General features: G+C 61.6%; 13 protein-coding genes and 1 tRNA gene. All 14 read right to left on the reverse strand.

Going from position 1 to position 15,862, the window contains the following annotated elements:
* Positions 1-7: 7 nt before the first annotated feature.
* The 14 genes from epsL to GCN78_RS10965 all read right to left on the reverse strand — a co-directional run bounded on the left by epsL (position 8) and on the right by GCN78_RS10965 (position 15,783).
* Positions 8-1,264, reverse strand: coding sequence for an XrtB/PEP-CTERM-associated polysaccharide biosynthesis outer membrane protein EpsL (gene epsL / locus GCN78_RS10900; RefSeq protein WP_226939573.1), 1,257 nt, complete (start codon positions 1,262-1,264; stop codon positions 8-10).
* Between the two features lie 40 nt (positions 1,265-1,304).
* Complete coding sequence (locus GCN78_RS10905) at positions 1,305-1,994, reverse strand: CAAX prenyl protease-related protein (protein ID WP_226939574.1); 690 nt, start codon at positions 1,992-1,994, stop codon at positions 1,305-1,307.
* Between the two features lie 149 nt (positions 1,995-2,143).
* Positions 2,144-4,036 carry an ATP-binding cassette domain-containing protein gene (locus GCN78_RS10910; protein ID WP_152251729.1) on the reverse strand — a complete coding sequence of 631 codons (1,893 nt, stop codon included), beginning with the start codon at positions 4,034-4,036 and terminating at the stop codon, positions 2,144-2,146.
* 172 nt (positions 4,037-4,208) lie between these two features.
* Positions 4,209-4,283, reverse strand: a tRNA-Arg gene (locus GCN78_RS10915).
* A gap of 76 nt (positions 4,284-4,359) precedes the next feature.
* On the reverse strand, positions 4,360-5,412 hold the full coding sequence (locus tag GCN78_RS10920) for a hypothetical protein (protein WP_152251730.1): 1,053 nt from the start codon (positions 5,410-5,412) through the stop codon (positions 4,360-4,362).
* A gap of 8 nt (positions 5,413-5,420) precedes the next feature.
* Positions 5,421-6,893: an MBOAT family O-acyltransferase gene (locus GCN78_RS10925; protein WP_152251731.1), complete on the reverse strand. Its 1,473-nt coding sequence runs from the start codon at positions 6,891-6,893 to the stop codon at positions 5,421-5,423.
* A gap of 248 nt (positions 6,894-7,141) precedes the next feature.
* Complete coding sequence (locus tag GCN78_RS10930) at positions 7,142-7,888, reverse strand: PEP_CTERM-anchored TLD domain-containing protein (RefSeq protein WP_226939575.1); 747 nt, start codon at positions 7,886-7,888, stop codon at positions 7,142-7,144.
* A 119-nt stretch (positions 7,889-8,007) separates the two neighbouring features.
* Positions 8,008-8,400: a RidA family protein gene (locus GCN78_RS10935; protein ID WP_152251903.1), complete on the reverse strand. Its 393-nt coding sequence runs from the start codon at positions 8,398-8,400 to the stop codon at positions 8,008-8,010.
* Between the two features lie 23 nt (positions 8,401-8,423).
* Entirely contained in the window at positions 8,424-9,584 is a 1,161-nt protein-coding gene (locus GCN78_RS10940) for an acyl-CoA dehydrogenase family protein (protein WP_152251732.1), read from the reverse strand.
* Positions 9,585-9,588: 4 nt separating this feature from the next.
* Positions 9,589-10,443 (reverse strand): enoyl-CoA hydratase family protein, encoded by an 855-nt coding sequence (locus GCN78_RS10945; protein ID WP_152251733.1) that lies wholly within the window; start codon positions 10,441-10,443, stop codon positions 9,589-9,591.
* 2 nt (positions 10,444-10,445) lie between these two features.
* On the reverse strand, positions 10,446-10,958 hold the full coding sequence (locus GCN78_RS10950; RefSeq protein ID WP_152251734.1) for a MarR family winged helix-turn-helix transcriptional regulator: 513 nt from the start codon (positions 10,956-10,958) through the stop codon (positions 10,446-10,448).
* Positions 10,959-10,971: 13 nt separating this feature from the next.
* Complete coding sequence (locus GCN78_RS10955) at positions 10,972-11,772, reverse strand: SDR family NAD(P)-dependent oxidoreductase (protein ID WP_152251735.1); 801 nt, start codon at positions 11,770-11,772, stop codon at positions 10,972-10,974.
* 1 nt (position 11,773) lies between these two features.
* A complete protein-coding gene (locus GCN78_RS10960; RefSeq protein ID WP_152251736.1) occupies positions 11,774-14,167 on the reverse strand; it encodes a bifunctional salicylyl-CoA 5-hydroxylase/oxidoreductase in 2,394 nt (797 codons plus the stop codon).
* Positions 14,164-15,783 carry an AMP-binding protein gene (locus tag GCN78_RS10965; RefSeq protein WP_152251737.1) on the reverse strand — a complete coding sequence of 540 codons (1,620 nt, stop codon included), beginning with the start codon at positions 15,781-15,783 and terminating at the stop codon, positions 14,164-14,166. Before GCN78_RS10965 ends, GCN78_RS10960 begins: the two co-directional genes overlap by 4 nt.
* Positions 15,784-15,862 lie beyond the last annotated feature (79 nt).

A 15,862-nucleotide genomic window follows, 5' to 3' on the forward strand; every position in this document is an offset into this window, starting at 1 on the left:
ATGCTATTTAAAACTGGGCACTGGCATTGAACGAAATGCCTTTGGCATGATAACTGCCAGTATTTATGATAGGAGCTCCGCTACGTGCATCCCGGAAGGCGCTGATCCCAAGCTGGATATTCGGCCGCGGGGCATATGTCACTCCCAGCGAGGCCGTGCGCGTAGAATCGCTGATATCTCCCGGCAACACCAAGCCGCTTGCGGCCGAAAAATCGCGCTTCTCACGCCGCACTTGGGCATCCATGCGCACCTTGGCAGAAATATCCCACGCTGCAGCCAGGCTGGCGCCATTATTCAAACTACTGGTAATCAAGGAGTTTTCCACCGCAGCAAATTCATGCCACAAGCTGCCCGTGAAACGAACTTTTCCCAGCGGCGCCCAATACATGATCGCCCTGCCATTCGCACCGCTGGAATCACGCCCCGAAAATACCTGGTTCTTGCGCTTGACCCACCCCCCTAACAATTGAAGCTGGGTAACCCCGCTAAAGCGCCAATAGATATTGGCCTTGATCTCATCCTGCTCGTAACCCTGCTCAATGCCAGCGAAATTCAAATTGGTACGATTTGGAAAGCTGCCCTTCAAGTGACGCAGTTGCAGGCCAATTCGGCTATCGCTGGGTGCCAGGTAATCCATGCCCAATTCCGTCGCGTTTTCGCTACGGTCAGCGTAGCGTTGCGCGATGGAGTCATAGGTATAGCGCTCGCGCGTGAAACCGCCACGTACCCGCCAGCGCGGGTGAAAACGCCAGGTGCCATTGGCATATTCGCGCCGCACCACTCGCAAATTTCGATCGGTAGTACGCAAGTCATTAAATGGTGTCAATGTCTGCGCATAGCTCGCCCCCAAGTGACCTTCCAGGTGATTAGCGATATGCCATTCCAGATCACCGAGGTAATCTTTGCCGTTGTAATCCAGCTGATTAAAATGATCGAACGATACGCGTGACCACTTCATCTGCCCAGTCAGCAATTGACGCCCGATCGGGCGATTGACCAGGAAGCCAGCTTGTACTTGCCGCGAGGTGTCCGAGCGAGCGCCATCAAAACCCGGAGAATTATCGGGCAAGCGAAAAAGGTTATCGTCATACGAATACGAAGTGGCGACAAATGGTGCGATGGTGTCACTGAATGCCGCAGCGACCGGTAGGCTGAACGCAGCACCGCTAAGCATTAGCACAGCGGTGGAGAGGCGACTCAAACATGGATGCGCCGAGTCGGAAGTGCCTGGAAGACGCTTATTTTTACTCAAGGAATTCAACATGGGTATTGTCTTTGAAAGAGCAAACAGTTGGTTGGCAATATTACCAGTAAGTCCAGTGTCCACCGGAAACAATCCAGAGACCCAGCACGCCATTCGTCACGCCATGGGCGAGGATGGGCGACCACAGCGATTGGCTGCGCATGTACAGCAAGCTATACGCGGCGCCGGCAACGATGCCAGCCAGCCACAAATTATGTTCGAACCCAAACAGTACCACGCTGACAACAAACGCCTTGGCGCTGGCCAGCCGTGGCTGATATTTCAGGAAATCAGGGGCGTCGATCCAGCGCAGCAGGAAGGAGCGCCAGAACAGCTCTTCCATCACGGGCACCACGAGAGCGGCGCCGGCGATGCGCAAGACCACCAGGCTCCACTCGATCTGGCCATCATTGCGCGGATCAAAGCCGTCGGCACTGCCGATCACCATCCAGCCTGCATTCAAATGAATCCACAGCAGAAAAACAACAAACCCGGCGGCGATGGCCACGGCAGTGGCGCGCGCACCGAGTCTCGTCCAGGCCAGTTCCGTATAACTGCGGCGCCAGTACAACAACATGCCCAGCACGACGCCGATCTTGACGGCGTACAGCCAGCGCAAGTCCTGCGCGGCAAAGCCCGCCCGGCCCAGCATGTCGGCGATGAAGATGAAGGAGAGGTAGGCCAGGAATGGCGCTACGCGGGGCAAGGCGGCGCGGTCAAACATGCTGATGCGCACCGGAGGTGAAGCCACGCGCCGGACGCCGTGGTCCGGATCGCGTGTTTTTCATGACAAACATGCATCCTCCGATGTAATAAATATAATTATATAATTATATCAAGCTGAACCGTTGCCGTGGCAAGTAATCCTAACTTAATTACAACAAAAGAGGCAGAAAACAATCAACCGTTGGCGCGCGCCTCGATCTGCTCCCACTTTTCCAGCGCTTCCAGCAGTTCGCCTTCGATCTCGGCCACGCGCGCGTTCAGGCGCTTGCCTTCGGCCGGCGTCTTCTTGTAGAAGTCAGGGTGCGACAGCTCGGCGGCCAGTACCGATTGCTCGTCTTCCAGCTTGGCGATCAGCTTCGGCAACTCTTCCAGCTCGCGCTGTTCCTTGTAGCTGAGCTTTTTCTGCTTGGCGGCAGGTGCGGCAGCCTCGACCTTGACGGCCGGCTTGCTGGCCGGCGCCGTGGCGATCGGCAAGGTGCGCACGCGCTCCCAGTCCGTGTAGCCGCCGACGAATTCGCGCCACTTGCCCTCGCCTTCGGCGACGATCACCTGGGTGACGACGTTGTCGAGGAAGGTGCGGTCATGGCTGACGAGGAAGACGGTGCCGGTGTATTCTTCCAGCAACTCTTCCAGCAATTCCAGGGTATCGATATCCAAGTCATTGGTCGGCTCATCGAGCACCAGCACGTTGGCCGGCTTGGCGAACAGACGCGCCAGCAGCAAACGGTTGCGCTCGCCACCGGACAGCGACTTGACGGGCGAACGGGCGCGTTCCGGTGCGAACAGGAAGTCGTTCAAATACGTCATCACGTGACGGCGCTGACCGTTGATCTCGACCCAATCACTGCCCGGCGCGATGGTTTCCATCAGGTTCGCCTCTTCGTTCAGCTGCGTACGCATCTGGTCGAAATACGCCACTTGCAGCTTGGTGCCCAGGCGGATGGTGCCCGTGTCCGACTCTTCCTGGCCGAGGATCATCTTCAGCAAGGTGGTCTTGCCGGCGCCGTTGGCGCCAATCAGGCCGACCTTGTCGCCGCGCAAGATGGTGGCGCTGAAATCCTTGACGATGACCTTGTCGCCATAAATCTTCGAGACGTTTTCCAGATCCGCCACGATCTTGCCCGAGCGTTCGCCGGCCGACACGTCCAGCTTGACTTGTCCCTGCTGTTCGCGGCGCGCATTGCGCGTCAGGCGCAGCGCTTCCAGGCGGCGCACGCGGCCTTCGTCGCGCACGCGGCGGGCCTTGACGCCCTTGCGTATCCACACTTCTTCCTGCGCCAGGAACTTGTCGAACTTGGCGTTTTCCACTTCCTCGATTTCCAGCTGCTCCGCCTTGCGGGTCTGGTACGCCGTGAAGTTGCCCGGATACGACAGCAAGCGGCCGCGGTCGAGCTCGATGATGCGCGTGGCGACGTTGTCGAGGAAGGAGCGGTCATGGGTAATGAACAGCACGCTGCCCTTGAAGTCGCGCAACAAGCCTTCCAGCCACAGGATGGAGCTGAAGTCCAGATGGTTGGTCGGCTCATCGAGCAGCAGCACGTCGGGCGCCGACACCAGCGCGCGCGCCAGCGCCACGCGCTTTTGCATCCCGCCGGACAGGGTTTTCATCAGCATGTCGCCCGTCAGGTTCAAGCGATCGAGCACGGTTTCCACCTTGTTCGGCAAGCTCCACGCATCGGCCGCATCGAGTTTGACCTGGATGTCGTGCATGCGTTCCATCAGTTCGTCGTCATTGCCCTGGCCAAACTGGCCCGTCAGCGCATCGTATTCCTTCAGCCACGCCTGCGATTCGCCCATGCCGGAAGCGACGGCGTCGAACACGGACATCTCCGGGTCGAAGTGCGGTTCCTGCTCCACATAGGCGATCTTGATGCCTTGCTGCATCACCAACAAACCGTCGTCGAGCTTGAACTTGCCCGAAATGACCTTCAACAGCGAGGATTTGCCCGTGCCGTTGCGGCCGATCAAGCCGACCCGTTCCGAGGTTTCCAGTGAGAATTCCGCGTGATCGAGCAGCGCGACGTGACCGAACGCAAGTTGCGCCGATGAAAGAGAAATGACAGCCATAATGAGTAAGAGTGCTCGGGCGCCGTCTCGCGCACACCGCGTGGTGTGCCAAACAGCCGCCGATTAGATGAATGAAGCACGCATTGTACCGATAACCTGGACTTCAATCGCCATCGACCAGTAACTACCGCCTGGATGATCACAGGCTGCCGACGCGCGTTGCGTGGAAACGTGGTGTCGCCAGCAGGAATCGAACCTGCATTTAAGTCTTAGGAGGACCTTGTACTATCCATTGTACGATGGCGACACGCGCAGCGGCATTATACAGTCTAGTCTTGCCTATTAATAGTCCGGCTAGCCAAGGCCGGCAATATCGGACGGCATCAGTTCACGAGAGGCTGCCGCCCCGCTGGCAACGGAGGGGACGTATTCAGCAAAGGTAATATCTGTTGCGCTGCCAGACGATGCGCCACCTTGTTCCAGTGGCCATCCATAGGCAGGAAGTCCATGCGCTCGCGCCGCAACGCCCAATGCTGAGCGAACACAGGCTGCATGTCGATCACCGCGTAACCATGCTTTCTGACGTGCGCCATAAAAAACTCGCGGTCATCGCCTCGCCACATGGAGTTGACCGGGCCAGGGCCATACAATGCCTTGCGATCACCGTCAACCAGAAAAATAAACCGTGTTGCCGCCCCCCCACCCACTTCGCGCAATTGGGTCAGGTAATAATCCATCGCCGCTACGCGCGCGGTATCCGGATCCGTCGCCGCGGCAGCAGTCGTCGCGCTGCGCCGCACCTTGGACATGATCCAATCTGACAGCTTCAGGTTGTAATATACATAGCGCGCCAGCGCCGAATGCGACACCAGGCGCTTGACCTTCGATTCAACATAGGGATTATGGGCGACCGTCACCCCGTTCGCGGTAACCACAAAATTATTGTGCCCGCGCTGGGCCGGCGCCAGCATGTCGCTCAGATCTCCTGAATCGACAAACAGCACCACATTGTGCGGGTGCAGGCGCGGCTGGTGGTAGCGCACCATCTCCAGGGCGTCGGCCAGACCGTTGCCTGAACTGGCAGCGGCATAGACCTTGCCGCCCAATGCCTTCTCCAGATTGCCTTGCACAGTATCTTCATAGTTCAGCATAAGGCTTTCAATGAAGCTGTCACCGACAACCAGTACGGCGGCACCATCCTGGAACTCGGCGGAATTGGCATATCCCTGCAAGTTCGTCACACCACGCTGGGCATTTGCCATGGCCCAGCCATGTGAGTAGACGTAATGCTGCCGCGGCAGATAGCGGTTGAAAGGCACAGCTAGGCTGCTGTCCTCCATGCGCAAGCCCGATACAACTGGCATACATTGCAGGAAGACTTCTAGTACCAATGCCGTGGCCATGACACCGAGGCCGATCACGAATAGGGAGCGCATAGGATTAGTTAGAAATTAAAGTACAAGAATTCGGATACACCACGCGTCTCGCTGATCGCCAACAAGAATAAGCACAGCATCAACATGCCGCCAAGTAGGAGCTCGCCACGACCGCCGCTCAGCCACAACTCTTGTTCACGCCGCAAACCGCGTCCCAGTAACTGATAGGCATTCGGCGGGAAAAAGGCTATCGTCGCGCAGGCCACCAGCCACCACAGGCAGTTTCCCAGTTCCATGATCCGATTCACTCCCAACGCTCCGTCACGCATCTGCGGCGTCAGCGTGCCGCCCAGCATGCCGTGCAACACGTCAACCGCCACAGTCACCGAACTGGCTCGAAAAAAGACCCAGGCCAGCACAACCGCACAGAAAGTGATGACGGTACCGCTAACACGAATTAACAAATTGCTGCGCCCTGCCAGAATATGTCGTAGAGCATGGTTGATAATCAAGTAAAAACCATGCAGCCCCCCCCACACCAGAAACGTCCAGTTGGCGCCATGCCACAGCCCGCCCAACAACATCGTCAACAACAGGTTGCGATAGCGGTGGAAAGCGCCCAAACGGTTGCCACCCAAGGGAATATATAGATAATCGCGCAAAAAATTGGACAAGGTAATATGCCATCGACGCCAGAAATCGATGATGGAAGCAGCCTTGTACGGTGAGTTGAAGTTGATCGGCAAGATAATTCCAAACATATACGACAGACCGTATGCCATGTCGGAATAAGCTGAAAAATCAAAATACAGCTGGAAGGTGTACGCTAACGCGCCAGCCCAGGCCTCCAACATGCTCAAATGTTCGTGGTGCAAATCAAACACAGGCCCCACATAGCGCGCCACGCCATCCGCAAGAATCACCTTCTTGAATAATCCTATTGTAAAAAACGACAATCCCACGACCAACCGCCCGCGGCTGAAAACATGCGATTCGGGTGCCACGAATTGCGGCATCATTTCCTTGTGATGCAAGATGGGACCGGCAATCAGGTGCGGAAAATAAGTGACGAACAAGCCATAGCTTTCAGGCTGATAATCCTTTACCTTGCCTGCGTGACAATCAACCAGATAGGCAATTTGTGTAAAGGTAAAAAAGGATATTCCGATTGGTAAGGTAATGCCGATCGGCTCGATCTGCGCCCCCGTCAGCGCTGCAATATTGCCAAGTAAGAAATCAAAATACTTGAAGAATATCAGCAAGGACATATTGAAAACCAATCCTGCGATCAACCAAGCCTTGGCACTGCGCGCCCTGCCTTGTTCCTGGCGCTGCGAAATACCCCGGCCAATCGAGAAGTTGCTACAGATAGACAATGCCAACAGGGGGAGGAATGAAATATCCCAGTAGCAATAGAATGCAATCGAGGCGAACAGCAGAAAGATGATGGATAGACGAAGTGAGTATTTTGACAACAAAAAATACCCAAGCAATGCCAGGGGCAGAAAGATCAAAAAAAAAGGAAAAGAGTTAAATAACACAACGCTATCCCAGAAAAGGAAGTTGACTCACGCAAGAATTTCTAAAGAAATATAATGAAATTATAGCAATTTCATCATGCTGGTGGGATATAAACCATTGAGAATTAGCCATTGCAGCAGCACCGTTTATTGAGCTCTTGGCGCACACAACCGCTCCTCCCTGGACTGGGCAAGGCATGGCGACAGACACGCCGATGCCGCATCCGACTGTCCGCAAGAGTGCAACAACGGCGATGAGCAATACGGAATCAGGCCACGCCGCGGCGCCGATGGCGCTTGCGTACCTGCATGCCACCGATCAGAGCAAGGCCTAGCAGCGTCATGGCGTAGCTTGCCGGCTCGGGTATGGCACTGATGGAAAAGACCTGGATCGCGCCAAAGGTCACGTTCGGGTGCGTGGAATATGGTTTGCCATCGAGCAGGCTGATGCCAAAAACGCCGGCAACCGGATCAAGGTAGGAATAGCGATATGAAACGCCCCTCGACGTCAAGTCCGCAGAAACCCCAAGATCGGCACCGATACCAAACGTGGGGCCAGCATTGATATCATTGAAAGTCTGGTAGGCGCCAATCGAATCGAGCGCATAGCCTTTCGGTGTCTGCACGTGACGTTGTCCAGTGCTCAAGTTGAAGATAAACCCCGTGCGCTGACTGTCTTCCGGGGTCATGTTATAAGTGCCCGAAGAATTCCAGCTTTGAGGATTGTAACCGCCAACAAGCCAGGTTTGCCCGGACTCATTACGTGCTTCCATGACCGAAAAGGTGCGCCCCTTTCCATCCGATGCCTTATGGAAGTTCACAGAGGTATCGCCCGTCGCCTTGGTATAAATATTCGTCAACGCCAGACGGCCTTCACCGAGCCAGGTTTCCAGCTGCGCCTGATAGCCGGGGGCGAGTAGCGACGTACCGGATCCCGCCTGCGCGCCCAGGCAAAAACCCATACCGGCCACGGCCAACACCATACTTCTTGCCACTCTAAAATTATTGCGCATCATCAACCTCGACTGTCAGTATTTAAAACCGGTGTATTTTCCGGTTGCCAAATATAACACGACAGATAATGTTTTTATATTTATTCTTTAGATGCCAATACGCAATATTTCATCGTAGAAATTCAGCCCGGCAACACGGCCGTCACTTCGATCTCCACCCTCGCTCTGTCCTCGATCAGTCCCGCCACCTGCACCGCCGTCATGGCCGGAAAATGCTTGCCGATCAGCTCGCGGTAGGCGACGCCGATTTGTGGATATGCCGCCACATATTCCTTCTTGTCCAGCACATACCAGTTCATGCGCACGATGTGCTCGGGCAAGGCGCCCGCCTCGGCCAGCACGGCGACGACGTTCTGCAGCGCCTGGCGCACCTGTCCCGCGAAGTCGTCCGTATGAAACTGGCCCTGCGCATCCCAGCCTATCATGCCGCTGACGTACACCGTGCGTCCGCTGGCGGCCACGCCGTTCGCATAGCCGCGCGGCCTGGCCCATCCCGCTGGTTGCAGCACTTGCATCGTGTTCTCCTTGTTGTTGCCGTTCATGCGTGTCCCGCCTCGCGCAGCAGTTCGCGCGCGATGATCAATTGCTGTACTTCGCTGGCGCCCTCGTAGATACGCAAGGCGCGAATTTCGCGGTACAGGCGCTCGACCGGATGGTCGCTCACCACGCCCATGCCGCCGAACAGCTGCACGGCCGCGTCGATCACCTGCTGCGCCGTTTCCGTGGCCGTCAGCTTGGCCATGGCCGCTTCCTTCGTCACCTTGCGGCCCTGGTCGCGCTGCCAGGCGGCGCGGTAAGTCAGCAGGGCAGCCGCGTCGATGCCGGTGGCCATCTGCGCCAGCTTCGCTTGCGTCAGCTGGAAGTCGGCCAGGGTCTGGCCGAACATCTGCCGCTTGGTCGCGTGGCGCAGCGCTTCGTCAAACGCGCGCCGCGCAAAGCCCAGCGCGGCGGCGGCCACCGAGGTGCGGAACACGTCGAGTGTCGCCATCGCCACCTTGAAACCCTGCCCCGCCTCGCCCAGGCGCTGCGACGCGGGCACGCGGCACTGGCTGAAGCGCAGGCGCGCCAGCGGATGCGGCGCGATCACGGCGATGCGCTCGGCGATTTCCAGCCCGGGATTGTCGGCGTCGACGATGAAGGCGCTGATGCCGCGCGCGCCGGGCGCTTCGCCAGTGCGGGCGAACACCACGTAAAAGTCGGCGATGCCGCCGTTCGATATCCACGTCTTTTCGCCGTCGAGCACATACTCGTCGCCGTCGCGCCGCGCCGCGCACGCCATGGCCGCCACGTCGGAGCCAGCCTGCGGCTCGGACAGGGCAAAGGCGGCGATGCGCTTGCCGCTGGCCACGTCGGGCAGATAGCGCGCCTTGTTCTGCGCACTGCCGAACAGGCCGATGGCGCCGGAGCCAAGACCCTGCATGGCGAAGGCGAAATCGGCCAGGCCGTTGTGGCGCGCCAGGGTTTCGCGCATCAGGCAAATGGCGCGCGTGTCGATCTTGCCATCGGTGCCGGTGGCGTATGTCAGCCAGCCGCCTTGCCCCAGTTGCGCCACCAGCGCGCGGCAGGCCGCATCGACGTCGGCGCCATGGCCGTCGTCCAGGTGCAGCGTCGCCCAGGCATCGAGCTGCCGTTCAAGTTCGGCATGGCGCGCGTCGAAAAACGGCCAGTCCAGATAAGTCGTGTCGCGTGTATTGTTCATCTTCTTAGTCGCCCTCGAACCGGGGTTTTTCCTTCGCCACGAAGGCGTGATAGGCGCGGTGGAAATCGTTGGTGGCCATGCAGATGGCCTGCGCCTGCGCTTCCGCCTCGATGGCTTCATCGACGCCCATGTTCCACTCCTGCTGCAGCATTTTTTTCGTCATGCCGTGCGCGAAGGTGGGGCCGCTGGCCAGGCCGGCGGCGAACAGCCGCGCCGCCTCGGCCAGTTCTTCCGGCTCGACCAGGCGGTTGAGCCAGCCCCAGCGTTCGGCCTCGGCTCCGGCCAGGGAGCGCCCCGTGTACAGCAGTTCGGCGGCGCGGCCCTGGCCGATCACGCGCGGCAGCAAGGCGCAGGCGCCCATGTCGCAGCCGGCCAGGCCCACGCGGGTAAACAGGAAGGCCGTCTTGCTGCGCGCCGTGCCGATGCGGATGTCGGAAGCCAGCGCCAGCATGGCGCCGGCGCCCGCGCAAATGCCGTCGATGGCGGCGATGACGGGTTGCGGACAGGCGCGCATGGCTTTCACCACGTCGCCCGTCATGCGGGTAAACGCCAGCAGGCCGGGCATGTCGAGCTGCGTCAGCGGGCCGATGATGTCGTGCACGTCGCCGCCCGAGCAGAAATTGCCGCCGCTGCCAGTGATCACCACGGCCTTGACGTCGTCCGCATGCGCCAGCGCGCGGAACAGCTCGCGCAATTCCGCATACGAATCGAAGGTGAGCGGATTCTTGCGCTCGGGCCGGTGCAAGGTCAATGTGGCGACGCCGCCTTCGACGGAAAACAGGAAATGCCGCGCGGCGTAGCCGGCCAGGCTGGCGCGGTTGCCTGGCAGGTCTTGCGGCTGGCCGGGTAGATGGCGCATGCTCAGTCCTTGAGGGTAGTGTTATTCAATTGCTGCTTCATGTGCGACAGCAGGTCGATCAATTGCGTCTTGTCGTCCGGCGTCACGCCGTGCAGCAGTTCGGCGATCCAGCCTTCGTGCACGCGCGCCATCTCGTCGAACGCGCGCCGGCCGGCCGGCGTCAGCTTGACGCTGTAGGAGCGGCGGTCCTTCGGGTCGACCACGCGCGCCACCAGCTTCTCCTGCTCCAGCTGGTCCGTGATGCCCGTGATATTGCCGCCCGTGACCATCATGCGCTTGGACAGTTCACCCATGCGCAAACCTTCGGGGAAGCGCTCGAGCTGCGCCATCAAGTCAAAACGGGGCAAGGTGATGCCAAAGGTGGCGCGCAGGCGCGTGCGCACCTCGTTTTCGATCTTCACGGTGCACGAGAGCATGCGCAGCCACAGCTTGAGCGACTGGTGGTGGTCCTGCGTCAGCCGGCTCGCCAGGTCCAGCACGGGTTCGTATTGCACGTTATCGGTTTCTTTATCCATGGTCTTCATTCGGTTACATGACTTCGCCGCCGGCGACGGCGATCGATTGTCCATTCATGGCGGCCGACGCGGGCAGGCAGAGCCAGGCCACCGCATCGGCCACTTCCTGCGGCTGCACCAGCCGCTGCTGCGGATTGCTGGCCGCCAGTTCCGCGCGCGCCGCGTCTTCGCCGCGCCCCGTCTTGCGCACGATGTTCTGCACGGCCTGCGCCACCATCTCCGTTTCCGTGTAGCCGGGGCAGACGGCGTTGACGGTGACGCCGTGCGGCGCCACTTCCAGCGCCAGCGCGCGCGTCAGGCCGATCACGCCGTGCTTGGCGGCGACATAGGCGCTGACGTAACGATAGCCCTTCAGGCCCGCCGTCGACGCCACGTTGACGATGCGCCCCCAGCCCGCTTCCAGCATGGCCGGCATGGCCGCCTGGCAGCAGTGGAACACACCCGTCAGGTTCACGGCCAGCATCCGCTGCCAGATGGCGGCGTCCGTCTTGGCGAACGACGCCGCATGCGCCTGGCCCGCGTTATTGATCAATATATCGATGCGGCCGAAATGCGCGGCGGCCTGCGCGAAGCCCGCCTGCACCGCCGCTTCCACGGCCACGTCGAGCACGCAGATGGCCACCCTGCCCGCATGGCCCGCCTCTTCCAGCTGCATGCGCGCGCGCGCCAGCCGCGCGCCGTCGCGCCCGGCCAGGGTGACGCGGGCGCCCGCGTCCAGCAAGGCACTCGCGCAGGCGAAGCCGATGCCGCTGCCGGCGCCCGTCACCAACGCGTGTTTGCCGGCCAATGCGCCGTCCATTCGTTCCTTGTTCATGTCATCCTTCCAGCAGCCGCGCGGCCACCTGTTGCGGGGTGAGGCCCGTGCTGGCGGCGGCCAGCTGGCGCTCGCGCTGCAGATTGCGCTCCAGCTGCTGCTGGCCCGGCCGGTACTGTTTCGGCCAAATCGCGCCAGCGCCTGCGCCGCTGTAGCCGATGCGCGCCATTTCCGTCAGGGTCCAGGCCGGGTTGGCCAGGTGCGGGCGGCCCACGGCGCACAGGTCGGCGCGCCCGGCGGCGATGATGCTGTTGGCGTGGTCGGCTTCAAAGATCGAGCCGACGGCCATGCTGGCGATGCCGGCCTCATTGCGCACGCGGTCGGCGAACGGCGCCTGGAACATGCGTCCGTACACGGGTTGTTCGAGTTTGCTGACCTGGCCCGAGGAACAGTCGATCAGGTCCGCGCCCGCCTGCTTGAACAGGCGCGCGATGACGACCGCATCGTCGGGTGTGATGCCGCCTTCGACCCAGTCGTGGGCCGAGATGCGCACGCTCATCGGTTTATCCTGCGGCCAGGCGGCGCGCATGGCGCGGAACACGCGCAGCGGATAGCGGCAGCGGTTTTCCAGGCTGCCGCCATATTCGTCCGTGCGGCGGTTGGTCAGCGGCGAGATAAAACTCGACAGCAAATAGCCGTGCGCGCAATGCAGTTCCAGCCAGTCGAACCCGGCGACGGCCGCGGCCAGCGTGGCACGCACGAAGTCCTGCTCGATGCGCGCCAGGTCGTCTTCCCGCGCCGCGCGCGCCACCTGCGACACGCCGGCCAGGTATTGCTGTTCCGAGGCCGAGATCAGCGGCCAGTTGCCTTCCCTGAGCGGCTGGTCGATGCCGTCCCACATGGGCCGCGTCGAGCCTTTCGCCCCCGCGTGGCCCAGTTGCAGGGCGATCTTCGCGTCGCTGTTGGCATGCACGAAATCGACGATGCGGCGCCAGGCCTGCGTGTGCGCTTCGCTGTACATGCCGGGACAGGCGGGCGTGATGCGCGCATCGGCCGATACGCACGTCATCTCGGCAAACACGAGGCCCGCGCCGCCCATGGCGCGCGCGCCCAGGTGCATCAAATGGTAGTCGCCGGCCACGCCATCGACGGCGCTGTACTGCGCCATCGGCGAGACGGCGATGCGGTTTTTCAGCAGCACGCCGCGCAGCCGGAAGGGCGTGAGCATGGGCGGCACCGGGCTGTCCGGCACCTCCACGCCCGCCTGTTCACCCGCGCGGCGCGCCAGCCACTGCTCGTAATCGGCCACGTAGGCGGGGTCGCGCAGGCGCAGGTTCTCATGCGAGATGCGCTGGCTGCGCGTGAGCATGGAATAGGCGAACTGCGGCGCTTCCATGGCGCTGTAGCGCTCGACGTTTTCAAACCACTCCATGGAATTGCGCGCCGCGCTCTGGATTTTCAGCACTTCGATGGCGCGCAGCTGCTGGTAGGCGGCCAGCGCCGCATCCGTACCAGCAGCGGCGTCGGCATGCTGGCCGAAGCAGCGCGCCAGCTCGATGGCGTCTTCCAGCGCCAGCTTGGTGCCCGAGCCGATCGAATAATGCGCCGTGTGGGCGGCGTCGCCCATCAGCACGACGGGCACGCCATCTTGCCGGTGCACCCATTGCCGGCAGACGATGCGCGGAAAGGTGATCCACTGGGCCGAGCCGCGCAGATGCGGCGAATTGCTCAGCAATTCATGGCCATCGAGTTCCTCGGCGAACAGGGCTGCGCAAAAGGCGATGCCCTGTTCCTGGCTCATGGCATCCAGGCCCGCCGCGCGCCACACGTGGTCGGGCGTTTCGACGATGAAGGTCGACGTGTCGCCGTCATATTGATAGATATGCGCCTGGAACCAGCCGTGCGGGGTCTGGCGGAAGGCAAACGTGAAGGCGTCGAATTTCTTGCGCGTGCCCAGCCAGACGAAGCGGCAATGGCGCTGCTCGATCCCGGGCTGGTAGCTGGCCGCATAGCGCGTGCGGATGCGGCTGTTCAAGCCGTCGCTGGCGATCACCAGATCGGCGCCGTACTGGCGCGCGATGGCCTGGTCGTCCTGCACTTCCGTCTCGAAGACGAGTTCCACGCCGAGTTCCTCGCAGCGCGCCTGCAGGATGTTGAGCAGGCGCTTGCGGCCGATGCCGCAAAAGCCATGGCCGCCCGAGCGCACGGTCTCGCCCTTGAAGTGGATCTCGATATCGTCCCAGTGGTTGAACGCCTGCAGGATGGCGCGCGCCGTCGGCTCGTCCGCATTGGCCAGGTTGCCCAGGGTCTGGTCGGAAAACACCACGCCCCAGCCAAACGTGTCGTACGGGCGGTTGCGCTCGATGACGGTGATGCGGTGCGCGGGGTCCTGCTTTTTCATGAGCAGGCTGAAATACAGGCCGGCGGGACCGCCGCCGATGCAGACAATATTCATGCGGTATCCGTGCGAAGTTTGAAGCGCTGCAGCTTGCCCGTTTCCGTGCGCGGCAGCGAAGGCAGGAAGCGGATGGCGCGCGGGTATTTATACGGCGCGATCTGCTGGCGCACGAAATCCTGCAGTTCGGCCGCCAGCAGGTCGCCAGACTGGAAACCGTCCTTCAGCACCACGTGCGCTTCAACGATCTGGCCACGTTCGGCATCGGCGCGCCCGACCACGCCGCATTCGGCCACGGCCGGATGGCGCAGCAGCGCCTCCTCCACTTCCGGGCCGGCGATGTTGTAGCCGGCCGAGACGATCATGTCGTCGCTGCGCGAGCGGTAATAGAAATAGCCATCGGCATCCATCTCGAAGGTGTCGCCCGTCAGGTTCCAGCCGTTCTGCACGTACTCGCGCTGGCGCGGGTCGGACAGGTAGCGACAACCGGTGGGGCCTTTCACCGCCAGGCGGCCCGTCACGCCGGGCGGCTGCGGCACGCCCGCGTCGTCGACGATGCACGCCTGATAGCCGGGAATGGCCTTGCCGATGGCGCCGCGGCGGATGCCCTCGCCCGTGGCGGAAATGAAGATGTGCAGCATCTCGGTGGCGCCGATGCCGTCCGTCATGGCCAGGCCCGTCGCCGCCTGCCAGGCGTCGCGCGTGGCCAGCGGCAGCGCTTCGCCGGCCGAGACGGACAGGCGCAGGCTGCGCAAATCGTGCTGCGCGGCCAGCGGCGCCATCTGGCGGTAAAAGGTGGGCGCCGTGAAGCAGATGGTGGCGCCGTAGGCCGCAATGGCGCGCAGCAGGGCGTCGGGCGTGAGTTTTTCCAGCAGCACGGCGCAAGCGCCGAAGCGCAGGGGGAACAGCAGCAAGCCGCCGAGGCCGAAGGTGAACGCCAGCGGCGGCGTGCCGATGAAGATATCCTCGGCGCGCACCTGCAGCATGGAGCGGGGAAAGCAGTCGCAGATGGCCAGCAGGTCGCGGTGCATGTGCATGGTGCCTTTGGGGACGCCCGTCGTGCCCGAGGTAAAGCTGATCAGGCAGACGTCGTCGGCCGCCGTGTCGCATGCGGCAAAGGGCGCATCGTGGGCGGCCATGCGCTGTTCCAGTTCCGCGCCGTCGGCGCCAAAGCACAGCATGGCCGGCAAGCAGGGCACGCCATTGAGCTCTTCGCGCAAGCCCTGCGCGCACAGCACGGCGTTCACCTCCGCCTTGGCGAGGATGGTGGACAGTTCGCGCGCGCGCAGCAGCGGCATGGTGGGCACGGCGATGCAGCCCGCTTTCAGCACGGCCAGCAGGCAAGCGGCCATCATCGGGGTATTCGCGCCGCGCAGCAGCACGCGGTTGCCGGGGATCAGGCGCAGGTCGCCGCGCAGCACGTGGGCGATGCGGTCAACTTGCCGCGCCAGTTCGTCGTAAGTCCAGCGCTGGCCGTCGGCCAGGATGGCGGTGCGTGCACCGTCGCCGCTGGCCACGGCCGCATCGAGCAGCGCGGCGACGCAATTGAGGCGCGCCGGATACCGCAGCTCGGGCAAATCAAGGCACAGCTGCGGCCAGAGCGCGCGTGGCGGCAAATGCGTGCGCGCAAAGTCGTCCTGGGGAGATGCGTTGGTAGGCGAAGGGTCGCTGCTCATGCTCATCCTGGCGGGTAGCGGGCGCGTGCACATGGCCCGGAAGCAGATACTTTAAACCTAAAGTATTTTCCCGGCAAGC

Origin of the sequence: Janthinobacterium rivuli (assembly GCF_009208735.1) — a bacterium.
Classification (GTDB): domain Bacteria; phylum Pseudomonadota; class Gammaproteobacteria; order Burkholderiales; family Burkholderiaceae_D; genus Janthinobacterium.

Bases quoted from the DNA above. Each gene is read 5' to 3' on its own strand.
- GCN78_RS10960 (WP_152251736.1), bottom strand. From the start codon at position 14,167: ATGAATATTGTCTGCATCGGCGGCGGTCCCGCCGGCCTGTATTTCAGC.
- GCN78_RS10945 (WP_152251733.1), bottom strand. From the start codon at position 10,443: ATGCGCCATCTACCCGGCCAGCCGCAAGACCTGCCAGGCAACCGCGCC.
- GCN78_RS10920 (WP_152251730.1), bottom strand. From the start codon at position 5,412: ATGCGCTCCCTATTCGTGATCGGCCTCGGTGTCATGGCCACGGCATTG.
- GCN78_RS10965 (WP_152251737.1), bottom strand. From the start codon at position 15,783: ATGAGCAGCGACCCTTCGCCTACCAACGCATCTCCCCAGGACGACTTT.
- epsL (WP_226939573.1), bottom strand. From the start codon at position 1,264: ATGTTGAATTCCTTGAGTAAAAATAAGCGTCTTCCAGGCACTTCCGAC.
- GCN78_RS10930 (WP_226939575.1), bottom strand. From the start codon at position 7,888: ATGATGCGCAATAATTTTAGAGTGGCAAGAAGTATGGTGTTGGCCGTG.
- GCN78_RS10955 (WP_152251735.1), bottom strand. From the start codon at position 11,772: ATGAACAAGGAACGAATGGACGGCGCATTGGCCGGCAAACACGCGTTG.
- GCN78_RS10940 (WP_152251732.1), bottom strand. From the start codon at position 9,584: ATGAACAATACACGCGACACGACTTATCTGGACTGGCCGTTTTTCGAC.
- GCN78_RS10910 (WP_152251729.1), bottom strand. From the start codon at position 4,036: ATGGCTGTCATTTCTCTTTCATCGGCGCAACTTGCGTTCGGTCACGTC.
- GCN78_RS10950 (WP_152251734.1), bottom strand. From the start codon at position 10,958: ATGGATAAAGAAACCGATAACGTGCAATACGAACCCGTGCTGGACCTG.
- GCN78_RS10935 (WP_152251903.1), bottom strand. From the start codon at position 8,400: ATGCAAGTGCTGCAACCAGCGGGATGGGCCAGGCCGCGCGGCTATGCG.